This window comes from Brevibacterium sp. SIMBA_078, from assembly GCF_046534565.1.
Lineage (GTDB): Bacteria > Actinomycetota > Actinomycetes > Actinomycetales > Brevibacteriaceae > Brevibacterium.
Genome location: NZ_JAWRYQ010000001.1, coordinates 1,740,342 through 1,750,538, shown reverse-complemented (window position 1 = coordinate 1,750,538; position 10,197 = coordinate 1,740,342). Strand labels below are relative to the sequence as shown.

10 protein-coding genes are annotated in these 10,197 nt (G+C 64.2%); 7 read left to right on the top strand and 3 right to left on the bottom strand.

What is annotated here, in order from left to right:
* Window positions 1-4: 4 nt before the first annotated feature.
* The 4 genes from SB749_RS07700 to SB749_RS07685 are packed head-to-tail and all read left to right on the top strand — an operon-like array spanning window position 5 to window position 2,722.
* Complete coding sequence (locus SB749_RS07700; RefSeq protein WP_152349256.1) at window positions 5-211, top strand: MbtH family protein; 207 nt, start codon at window positions 5-7, stop codon at window positions 209-211.
* Window positions 211-1,194 carry an ATP-binding cassette domain-containing protein gene (locus tag SB749_RS07695; protein ID WP_410709816.1) on the top strand — a complete coding sequence of 328 codons (984 nt, stop codon included), beginning with the start codon at window positions 211-213 and terminating at the stop codon, window positions 1,192-1,194. The genes SB749_RS07700 and SB749_RS07695 overlap by 1 nt, the downstream gene beginning before the upstream one ends.
* Window positions 1,191-1,991 (top strand): ABC transporter permease, encoded by an 801-nt coding sequence (locus SB749_RS07690; RefSeq protein WP_410709815.1) that lies wholly within the window; start codon window positions 1,191-1,193, stop codon window positions 1,989-1,991. Before SB749_RS07695 ends, SB749_RS07690 begins: the two co-directional genes overlap by 4 nt.
* Window positions 1,988-2,722 (top strand): 4'-phosphopantetheinyl transferase family protein, encoded by a 735-nt coding sequence (locus SB749_RS07685; protein WP_410709814.1) that lies wholly within the window; start codon window positions 1,988-1,990, stop codon window positions 2,720-2,722. Before SB749_RS07690 ends, SB749_RS07685 begins: the two co-directional genes overlap by 4 nt.
* A 37-nt stretch (window positions 2,723-2,759) precedes the next feature.
* Here the strand turns inward: SB749_RS07685 and SB749_RS07680 are convergent, their stop codons facing one another.
* The 3 genes from SB749_RS07680 to SB749_RS07670 form a co-directional block, all read right to left on the bottom strand.
* A complete protein-coding gene (locus SB749_RS07680) occupies window positions 2,760-4,478 on the bottom strand; it encodes an FAD-binding oxidoreductase (RefSeq protein WP_410709813.1) in 1,719 nt (572 codons plus the stop codon).
* Complete coding sequence (locus tag SB749_RS07675; RefSeq protein ID WP_410709812.1) at window positions 4,475-5,209, bottom strand: lysophospholipid acyltransferase family protein; 735 nt, start codon at window positions 5,207-5,209, stop codon at window positions 4,475-4,477. Before SB749_RS07675 ends, SB749_RS07680 begins: the two co-directional genes overlap by 4 nt.
* Before the next feature lie 77 nt (window positions 5,210-5,286).
* A complete protein-coding gene (locus SB749_RS07670) occupies window positions 5,287-6,069 on the bottom strand; it encodes an SDR family NAD(P)-dependent oxidoreductase (RefSeq protein WP_410709811.1) in 783 nt (260 codons plus the stop codon).
* Window positions 6,070-6,173: 104 nt separating this feature from the next.
* On the opposite strand from SB749_RS07670, the gene SB749_RS07665 reads away from it, so the two are divergent.
* Genes SB749_RS07665 through SB749_RS07655 form a run of 3 tightly spaced genes read left to right on the top strand, consistent with a single transcriptional unit; the run spans window position 6,174 to window position 10,106 of the window.
* Window positions 6,174-8,420 carry an HAD-IB family hydrolase gene (locus SB749_RS07665; protein WP_410709810.1) on the top strand — a complete coding sequence of 749 codons (2,247 nt, stop codon included), beginning with the start codon at window positions 6,174-6,176 and terminating at the stop codon, window positions 8,418-8,420.
* A complete protein-coding gene (locus tag SB749_RS07660) occupies window positions 8,414-9,331 on the top strand; it encodes a hypothetical protein (protein WP_410709809.1) in 918 nt (305 codons plus the stop codon). The genes SB749_RS07665 and SB749_RS07660 overlap by 7 nt, the downstream gene beginning before the upstream one ends.
* Window positions 9,321-10,106 (top strand): ferritin-like domain-containing protein, encoded by a 786-nt coding sequence (locus tag SB749_RS07655; protein ID WP_181276381.1) that lies wholly within the window; start codon window positions 9,321-9,323, stop codon window positions 10,104-10,106. Before SB749_RS07660 ends, SB749_RS07655 begins: the two co-directional genes overlap by 11 nt.
* The last annotated feature ends 91 nt before the right edge of the window (window positions 10,107-10,197 follow it).

Below are 10,197 nucleotides of genomic sequence, written 5' to 3'. Positions count from 1 at the left end.
CCCCGTGAATAACCCCTTCGATGACACAACAGGGACCTTCCGCGTGCTGGTCAATGACCTGCAGCAGCATTCGCTGTGGCCGTCGTTCGCCGATGTGCCCGCGGGATGGGTCCTCGTGTTCGGACCGGCCAGCCGCGAAGACTGCCTCGAATTCGTCGAGGAGAACTGGACGGACATCACTCCGCGCCGGCTCGCCGAGATCGCCTCATAGTGATTCGCCTGGAGAATCTGAGGAAGAACTATGGGGCTTTTCGAGCTCTCGACGGCATCAGCCTGGACATCGAGGAGGGACAGATCTTCGGTCTCCTCGGCCCCAATGGGGCCGGGAAGACGACGACCGTCAAGGTCCTGTCCACACTGATACGCCCCGACTCCGGCACTGCCGTCGTGGCAGGCCACTCGGTGACCGCCGATCCCACTGCCGTCCGCCGCAGCATCGGCCTCTCCGGCCAGTATGCGGCCGTCGATGAGAAGCTCACCGGTTACGAGAATCTCGTCATGGTCGCCCGCCTCTACGGGATGAGCCGCCGGGAATCGGCGGCCCGTGCCCGCGAGCTGCTGGCCGAATTCGGTCTCAGCGACGTCGCAGGCAAACGCGCAGGCGCCTATTCGGGAGGCATGCGGCGACGACTCGACCTGGCCTCGGCCCTGGTCGTGCGCCCGCCGGTCGTCATCCTCGACGAACCGACCACCGGGCTCGATCCGCGCGCACGTCTCGACACCTGGGAGGTCATCACCACTCTGGTCAGAGGCGGCACCACTGTGCTGCTGACGACCCAGTACCTGGAAGAGGCAGACCAGCTGGCCGATCGCATCGCCGTCATCGATTCCGGACACGTCATCGCAGAGGGAACCTCCACGGACCTCAAGGGCAAGCTCGGTGCCGAACGGATCACACTGACGCTGACCCACCGCGACTCCCTCGACAGAACCCTGCGGATCCTCGACCGCGTCATCGGCGACTCCGCCCACCCGCAGACGGACTCGTCGGGACAGCGCATCACCGCGTCCGCGCCACTGGGGCAGAGGAATCTTCTGCAGGTCCTTGCCGCCTTGGATGAAGAGGGGCATTCCGTCACCGAGGCGGCCCTGTGCCGTCCCACGCTCGACGACGTGTTCCTCGATCTCACCGGACAGCCCACCTCGGCGAGGCCCGCACGGACACCGGCAGACACCGCCGAGGTGGGAGCATGACCGCACTCGTCTCCGCCGCTCGCGACAGCTCCGTCATCGCCTGGCGCAATCTGCTCACCGTCCGTCGGACTCCGGGCGCCCTGGTCACGGGAGTCGTCCAGCCGGTGATCTTCGTCTTCCTCCTCGCGTTCGTCTTCGGAGGCAGCCTCGGCGGCGGGCCGTACCGGGAGTTCCTCATCGGCGGGATCCTGGCTCAGACGCTGACCTTCAATTCCTCCTTCACCGCCGTCTACCTCGCCAAAGACCTCCAGCTCGGACTCATCGACCGTTTCCGTTCGCTGCCGATGTCACGGGTCGCCGTGATTCTGGGCAGAACATCCTCGGACCTGGTCACCAGCCTCATCTCCGTGGCGGTGACGATGATCTGCGGTCTGCTCATCGGGTGGCGCATCACCGAGGGATTCGGCTCAGCCCTGCTGGGCATCACGCTCCTGCTCCTCTTCAGCTTCGCCATGTCGTGGATCGGTGCGGTCATCGCACTGACGGCCAGGAGCGTCGAGGTGGCACAGAGCCTCGGCCTCATCTGGCTCTTCCCCGTCACCTTCATCTCCGGAGCCTTCGTCTCGATCGACACCCTTCCGGGCCCGCTGCAGACGATCGCCGCGTGGAATCCCATCACCGCGGTCGCCACCAGTGTCCGAGAACTGTTCGGCAACCCACCGCCGACCGGCTTCGTCACCAGCACGGGCTGGGCTGCCGACAACGCCGTCATCTATGCGATCCTCAGCTGCGTTGCGGTCATCGCCGTCTTCTCTCCCATCGCCGTCTCCCAGTACCGCCGGATCAGTCGGAGATGACGAGAGCCGCGATCGAATACCTCATCAGCGACATAACAGCGATCGAACGAGTGCTCGCCGAATACTCGTGGCTCGCTTCGCTGCTGTCACCGGAAGAAGTCGCTCAGGCAGACCGTTTTCGCAGACCCTCCGATCGGGCCGCTTTCCGAGGGGCGCATCTGATCTTTCGGCTCATGGCGGCTCGCCGCCTCGGCGTCGATCTCGACGAGGCCGGCGAATTGGAGCTGACACGCCGCTGTCGCACGTGCGGCGGCCCTCATGGCAAGCCGACAGTCCCCGGGGCGGAGCTCAGCCTGTCTCGGTCGAACGGGGCCGTGGCGATCGCCTCGGCGCCGGGGACCTCACCGATCGGAGTCGACATCGAACAGGTCCCGCCCGATGTCTTCTCAGGCTTCGACGACTACGTCTTCGGCCCGACGGAGACTCTGACCGAGGGCGGCGATTCCGTGCGTCAGCGCATCGACGTCTGGGTGTGCAAGGAAGCCGCGGTGAAGACCACCGGGCACGGGCTGTCTGTGCCGCCCAGTGATATCGAAGTCATGGACCTGCCGTCGGGAATCGGCCCGCACGGACAATGGACGGCCACGATCGCGGCGCCCGGAATTTCCGAACTCGACGCACTCAACATCTCCCGGCTCATATGCCCTCGACCGTATGTCGCTGCGTTGTGCAGTGCCGATCGACTGCCCGTCGAGGCTGTCGGTCTGGAGGAGATTCTCGCCGGACAGTGAGGATGCGGATGCGTGCAGCCCAGCGAGACCAACCTCCTCAGGACGGAGCCCGATCGCCGAGGACTTTCCCCGGGTTGAGGTTCTGTCCGGGGTCGGTGGCTCGGAATACGGCATCGACCATGAATGCCCCCGGCTCGCTGATGTCGTCGACGAGCCACGGCTGGTGTTCGGTGCCGACTCCGTGGTGGTGCGACAGGCCTCCGCCGGAGTCGATGAACTCCTGCTGAATGCTGTCCTTGACGTCCTGATACTCCGCCAGCGCCGTGTCCTCATCCGTGTAGGGAATCGCAAAGGTGAAGTACAGGCAGGCGCCGCCGTGATAGCTATGGGACAGATGGCAGAACATGAATCCCGCTCCGCCCTGCTCACTGCGAGTCTGGCGGAATCGCTCGTGCACTCGAGCATGGACGTTCTTGAGATCTCCCCACGTCACTCCCGTTTCGCAGACATCGCCGAAGACCTTGTAGTTGAGCAGGAAGTCGCGCAGATACGGGGTGTCGAACTTCTTCTGATCGTAGACGTCTCCGGGCCCGGAGCCGAGACTGATTCCGCCTCGGCGACCGATGAGTTCCTTCACCTCGGCCTTCTCACGTGCCACGCGCTCCTTCGACCCTTCGAAGCAGACGTATGACAGGCAGATGCCTTCTGTCGTGTCCCACCCTTTGGACCGCAGGTAGGCGAACAGGGCGTCCTGACCGCGAGCCGCGATCGTTGCCTTCACACCCCTCGGCTCCGAGACCATCGCGAGACTGAACCGAGTCTCGGGCCCATCTGAGAGACGGGTGAACGCGGGCGTGACCTCGGAACGGGCGATGTCGTGCATGGCTTCGACTCCACTCGCCCAATCGGGGAAGAGGTAGGCGATGACCTGTCGCACCTTCGGCAGTCGATGCACCTGCACCGTGCATTCCGAGATCACGCCGAGACGTCCTTCGCTCCCGAGGACCATCTCATGCACCGACGGGCCCGAATCGCGGCCCGGAATCGGCTTGCTCACCATCACGCCACGAGGGTGGACGACACGAAGTCCACGCACGATGTCTTCGATGTCACCGTACTTGTCGGACTGCATTCCCGATGACCGGGTCGCCGCCCATCCGCCGAGGGTCGAATAGCTGAACGAGTCGGGGAAATGACCCATCGTCCATCCGCGAAGATTGAGCTGCTCCTCGAGGTCGGGCCCGTATGCTCCGGCTTCGACTCGGGCGAGGCCCGAATACTCGTCGATGTCGATGACTCGACGCATCCTCCCGAGATTCAGCGAGACGATGGGACGCTCCTCATCCGGGCTCGGGGTCACTGAGCCGGAGATGCACGAGCCGCCGCCATAGGGGATGAGGACGAGATCGCGGTCGAGGACGAGAGCGAGGACAGCGGCGATCTCATCCTCGCTGCCTGGGTAGACGACGGCGTCGACGAGGCGGGTGATCAGTTCGTGGCGCACCCGGTAGAGGTCCGGCAGGGAGCGGCCGAAGGAATGGACCACGCGGAGTTCGTCGTCGACGCTGACATTGTCCGACTCGACCACGGCGCCGAGCTCGTCGAGAAGTGTCGATGTCATACGAGACTCGGGTATGTTCAGATCGCTGAGCACCGGGGTGGTCGGCCGCGGAGCATTCCAGAGGTCGAGACCGACTTTGTCCTTGGCGATCGCAGCGAAGTCGGGTTTGGTCTCCCACCGGAAGTCGACACCTTCGGCTCCCCAGCCCCACCAGCGGTGTCGCTTGACGTCCTGCATTCTCATGGGTTCACTCATTTCTTCGTCCTTTCCGGCGATTCGGCGTGTTCACTGCCGACACCGACGTCGTCGGCTCCCGCGGCGAAGAGCTCCGCCACGAGTTGCCGCACCCGCGCGGTGAGCTCAGACAGCGTTTCCTCTGATCGGGCGGTGACCGGTTCACCGAAAGCCACATGCACAGGTGGCCTGCCCGCCGCCGGCCAGGCAGCGCCTTTGGGCATCGCTTCGAAACCGCCGACGACCGCTGCCGGCACGATGGGAACCGAGGCATCGACTGCCAGCTTGATCGATCCGGCCTTGAAATCAGCGATCGTGCCTGACTTCTGCCGACCGCCCTCGGGGAACAGCAGAACCGGCACACCCGAGCGCAGCAGTGCGCGGGGCAGATTCGCGCTGCCGCGTGATCCTTCGCGATAGATCGGAAACGCGTTGAACAGCCAGCGGACGAAGAGTCGCTTGTGCCACACGGTGAAGAAGTAATCGTAGGCGACTCCGGTCGCAAGGAACCGCGACTGTCTGCGCGGCAGGCTCTGCGCGATCATCGGCGCATCGAGGTGTGAGGTGTGATTGGCAATCACGAGAAAGCCTCGGTCGAGCTCGCACACTCCTGGGGCGATACTCACCGTCGGAGTGATCGCCGAACGGACGAGGCCCCGGAAGAGGACACGTTGGAGGAGGAATCGCAGCGCGGAGCGCGTGCGCGACCGGTACTTCGGCGGCGCCGGCGGGGAGAGAGTGTGATCAGTCATCTCCACTGGTTCGGAGCCGCTAGTGCTTTCGGATGGGCATTTCCCCGAATTTCTTCGACCGGTCGGGCGTCGCCGCCCTACCCCTCCTGCTGCCGTCGAGACGTCAGCACCGCGGACAGACGGTGGATTGCCGGGCGCGGCAGCAGTCGCAGCGTCGACGAGATCATCTTCCACCGCAGCTGCGGCACCGAGATCTTCTTCCCCCGAACGACGTCTCGAAGACATCCCTCCACCAACTTGTCCGCATCCATCCACAGCAGGTCGGGAATCGACGTTCCGGCGATGCCCGCTCGGGAATGGAACTCGGTGCGCACCCACCCGGGCACCAGGGCGGTCACACTCACCCCTGTACCTGCGGTCTGAACCGACAGCGCCTCGGAGTAGTTCTGCGTCCACGCTTTGATGGCGGTGTAGTTGTTCTGCGTCAGTCCCGCGCTGACAGAGCAGACATTGATGATCCACCCCCGCCCGCGATGCTTCATCGCTCTGGCGGCGGCACCGCCGATGATCAGCACGGCGCGCTGCATCACTTCGAAGCCGCGATCATGTTCGGTGACATCCGTGCTGAGCAGGCTCGAGCGGACCGAGAATCCCGCATTGTTGACCACGATGTCGATATCGGGTTCCGCACCGGGCTCTTCGATCCGGGCCGCCACGCGGGCCTGCGCATCCCGGTCGGCGAGGTCGGCGACGATCGTCGCGACGTCCACACCGAAATCGCCGCGAAGCTGCTCGGCAAACGCCTCCAGGGTGCCGGGGTCCCGAGCGACGAGGACAAGACTGACACCACGTCTGGCGAAAGCGCGGGCGAAAGCCGCACCGATCCCCGCAGTGCCTCCGGTGATGAGGGCCACATTCATATTGCTACGATACAGGCATCCAAAAACCGGTCCGCACCGAATCAATTGTGTAAACCACGTCCGCGTTTCCACGGAATCGCACTCTCTACCCGATAGGTTTCCGCATGCACCCCAGCCGATACCTCTTGACCGGTGCCACAGGGTTCCTTGGTCAGGCGCTGCTCCAAGCGCTCCTCGAAAGCGACTCGCACGTCGCCATCACTGCACTCGTTCGTCCCCGCGGAACCCAGTCAGGACATGATCGACTGCAGCGGCTGCTCGGCAAGCCGGTCTTCGCTTCCTGGATCGATCGGGTCGGCGAAAAGACGGTGCGCGAGGCCTTCGAATCGCGGGTCACGGTACTCGAGGGGGATCTCGCTGATCTGCCGCCCCTGACCGATCGCTTTGACGTCGTCATCCACTCCGCGTCGAGCGTGTCGTTCGACGCCGCGATCGACGAGGCGTTCGACACCAATGTCGGGGGCGTCGAACGACTCTACGCTGCCTTGTCGGAATCGCAGCAGAGCCCCCACGTCATCCATGTCTCGACAGCCTATGTCGGAGGGATCGCGAAGGGCGTCGCGCAGGAGTCCCGGTTGCGCCACACCGTCGATCATGACGATGAGTTCCGGGCGGCCAGACAGGCCAGGACCAGCGTCGAGGCCGAATCCCGGCAACCGGAGAGGCTGCGCCGATTCATCCGCACAGCTCAAGCACAGAGCTCTCGGATGGGCCCGAAATCGGTGGCCGCCGGGGCGGAAGCCGCCCGGGAGAGCTATGTGCGGGATCGACTCGTGGAGTTCGGACGCACCCGTGCCCAGTCCCTCGGGTGGACAGACATCTACACCTTCACCAAGGCGCTTGCCGAGCGGATCGGCGAAGAGTGGGCAGCCGAGGGGCATCAGGTCTCATTCGTTCGCCCGTCCATCATCGAATCCGCGTTCCGTCGACCGAGCCCCGGGTGGATCGACGGCTTCAAGGTCGCTGACCCTCTCATCATGGCCTACGCCAAAGGAAGCCTCTCGGAGTTCCCCGGGCACGCCGATTCGGTGCTCGACATCATTCCCGTCGACTATGTCGTCAATGTCATCCTCGCCCTTGCCGAACAGGGTCCACTCGAGCGGCAGCCGGCAGAGCACGACAGCAGCTCCGGACAGCCGGAACAAGGTCATTCGGACTACTACCAGGTCGTATCGGGCACGAGCAATCCCCTGCCATTCCACCAGATGGTCGGAACCGTCCGCGAGTACTTCCTCGCCCATCCCCTGCCTGACACAGAGGGGGTTCCCACGGTGGTGCCCGAATGGAGCTTCCCCAGCTCCGAACTCATCGAACAGCGCATCCGGCTGAAGGAACTGGTCACGGGCGTCGGCCGCGAAGTCGTCGAGCGGCTGCCCGCCTCGACGCGCACACGCGCTCTGACCTCACGGCTGCACAGAACCGACGCCAAACTGAAGTCACTGCGTCAGTTCGCCGACCTGTACCAGCAGTACACGAAGACAGAGATGATCTTCGATGATGCGAACACGAGACGTCTGCTTGAGCGACTGCCGGAGGACTGCCCGACCAACCGCAGGTTCGACGTGACCGAGATCGACTGGACGGAATACTTCCAGGACGTCCACATCCCGGCGATCACAGAACTCACCCGCAGCTATTCGCGCAGACGTCGCCAGAGCGAGGCCCCGCCCACTCCGCGTCCCCTGCCGCCCAATTCCGAGGCTCTGGCCGTCTTCGACCTCGACGGGACGGTGATTTCGGCGAACATCGTGCAGCAGTTCGCGGCGGTCGTGCGCGCCACGCAGCCGATCTACAAGTGGCCGGCGATGATGGGAACGATGGCCGGAGTCGTCCCCGGACTGCTGCGCGCCGAGTACCGCGACCGTTCGGACCTCATCCGCATGGTCAACCGTCGGTATCAGGGCTTCGAACTCGATGAGCTCCGAGCGGCCGTCACCGGCCGTCTCGGGCAGACGATCCGCGACTCCATCCGCCCCCAGGCCCGGCAGCTCATCGACGAACACCGCGCGGCCGGTCACCGCACGGTCCTGCTCACGGGCGCTCTCGATGTCCTCGTCGAACCTCTGTCCGATCTCTTCGACGAGGTGGTCGCAACCCGGATGGACGTCACCGATGACGGTGTTCTCTCGGGGTTCCTCGCGAGCCCTCCGCTGGTCGATGAGGCTCGGGCGAACTGGCTGCGCAAATACGCCGACACCGTGGGCGCCGATCTGGGACGTTCGACCGGCTACGGCGACTCTCTGGGCGATGCCGCATGGCTCGAACTCGTCGGCAGCCCCGTTGCCGTCACTCCGGATCTCGGTCTCTACGGCCTGGCACTGAAGAAGCGATGGAAAGTGATGGAATGGTGACAAGCGACAGAACACTCCACAACCCCCTCGTCGAACATCCGCCCGGGCACGTCAGAGGACGACTGTTCTCCGATGCAGAGCATCCCATCGTGCTGCGCACAGCATTCGATGTCGACGACTATCTTGCTCACGCTCGAGGACGCATCGAATTCGACTCAGAGCGCATCGAGGTGGCCGGGGACGTGGTACGCGATCTCGGCTTCCTATGGCGGCTGGAGAACTCAGCGCTGGCCGAGACCCGGGCGATGTTCGCCTCCTGGACGTCCAACGAAGCGCGAATCACAGCCTTCGTGACGGGATGGGGCTACGAGCGGTACTGGTTGGCGCGGGCACTGCGCGACATGCTCGAAACCACCCTCAGCCCTGAGGACCTTCGCGGGGGCAGGTCACGGAGACTGCGCGGAATGTGGGTCGAACGGGGCCTGCCGATCCTCGCACCTGTCGTCGGCGGACTGGTCAAGGAACCTCTCACCGCCGGACACATGGCCAGGCTCGCGATACAGGAGGCGGGCCTCCAGGCAGCTGAACGGGCAGTGCGTACACGACTCAGCGGTGAAGCCGCTCGCGTCCTGACCGAGATCATCGACCGGCGCGAGGCGATCGTCCGCTTCTTCCGTTCGGAGGCGGTGGCTCGGATCCGACGATCACGGATCGAAGCCCTCACCGCTCGTGCTCACCTCATGCGGCCGTGGGCTCCTCTGAGGATCGTCGGAGTGCCCGAACCGGATGAGGCCAGCGCACTGACAAGCGTCTTCGCCTCTGCCTCCGACAGACGACGTCTGATCGACTCGGATGCCGAGATCGGACGGTTCCTGCCGGGGAACCCTCAGCCTTTGATGAACCAAGTGACGGCGGCGCTGCGCTCGACGCGCAGAGCCCATGCTCAAGCAGGGAGAAACCATGGCCTTTGACTTCGACAAGTACGCCGAGACGTCCGAGGCGGTGAACTGGACCGATCTGGATCTCGATGTGTTCGATGACATGCCCTTGGACAGAGACACGCTCCGGTCGGTGCGATACATGTGCGACGTCGAATATCACACCACATGTTTCGTCAGGGAGCTGCTCGTCACGCCTTCACACAGCGAGGACGCCACGGCGGCATTCATGACCATGTGGAACCGTGAGGAGTTCTGGCACGGAGAGGCATTGGCCGCCGTGCTCGAGAAACACGGGATCCACGTCGATTACGACGAGGTCAAAGCCAAGCGGATGAGCTTGGGGTGGAAACTCGCGCTGGGACCCGCGAAGCAGTCGCTGCTGTCGAACATGGTGGGCACGGACTTCATTGCCGTGCATATGGCTTGGGGTGCGGCCAACGAACTCTCCGCCACAGCCGGATATCGCAGGATGGCGGCGATGCAGGACCACCCGGTGCTCTCTCCGCTGCTTGAGCGCATCGCCAAACAGGAGACTCGACATGTGGCCTTCTACACGACTCAGGCACGACAGAGGCTCGAGGACAACCCACGAGCTCAGAAGATCGTGCGCCTGGCGCTGGGGAAGCTGTGGAAGCCCGTGGGCTCAGGGATGATGGACGATGCCGAAGTCAAGCACGTGATGAGTCATCTCTTCCAGGATCACACAGACGAACTGGACAAGCTCGATAAGAGCGTCCAGAAGCTGCCGGGTCTGGACTCGCTGACCATCTTCCGCGATGCCTTTGCCCGCTTGGGAGTCGGCTGACTGCAGCCCGTTCCGCGAAGGATTACTCAGGTTTCTTCTCCATCCGCCCATCCGAACCGAGCACCGCGCCGAATACCCAGTACACAGCGAG

Excerpts from the sequence above, each read along its gene's own strand:
- SB749_RS07685 (WP_410709814.1), top strand. The coding sequence starts at position 1,988 with ATGACGAGAGCCGCGATCGAATACCTCATCAGCGACATAACAGCGATC.
- SB749_RS07675 (WP_410709812.1), bottom strand. The coding sequence starts at position 5,209 with ATGACTGATCACACTCTCTCCCCGCCGGCGCCGCCGAAGTACCGGTCG.
- SB749_RS07680 (WP_410709813.1), bottom strand. The coding sequence starts at position 4,478 with ATGAGTGAACCCATGAGAATGCAGGACGTCAAGCGACACCGCTGGTGG.
- SB749_RS07665 (WP_410709810.1), top strand. The coding sequence starts at position 6,174 with ATGCACCCCAGCCGATACCTCTTGACCGGTGCCACAGGGTTCCTTGGT.
- SB749_RS07670 (WP_410709811.1), bottom strand. The coding sequence starts at position 6,069 with ATGAATGTGGCCCTCATCACCGGAGGCACTGCGGGGATCGGTGCGGCT.
- SB749_RS07655 (WP_181276381.1), top strand. The coding sequence starts at position 9,321 with ATGGCCTTTGACTTCGACAAGTACGCCGAGACGTCCGAGGCGGTGAAC.
- SB749_RS07690 (WP_410709815.1), top strand. The coding sequence starts at position 1,191 with ATGACCGCACTCGTCTCCGCCGCTCGCGACAGCTCCGTCATCGCCTGG.
- SB749_RS07660 (WP_410709809.1), top strand. The coding sequence starts at position 8,414 with ATGGTGACAAGCGACAGAACACTCCACAACCCCCTCGTCGAACATCCG.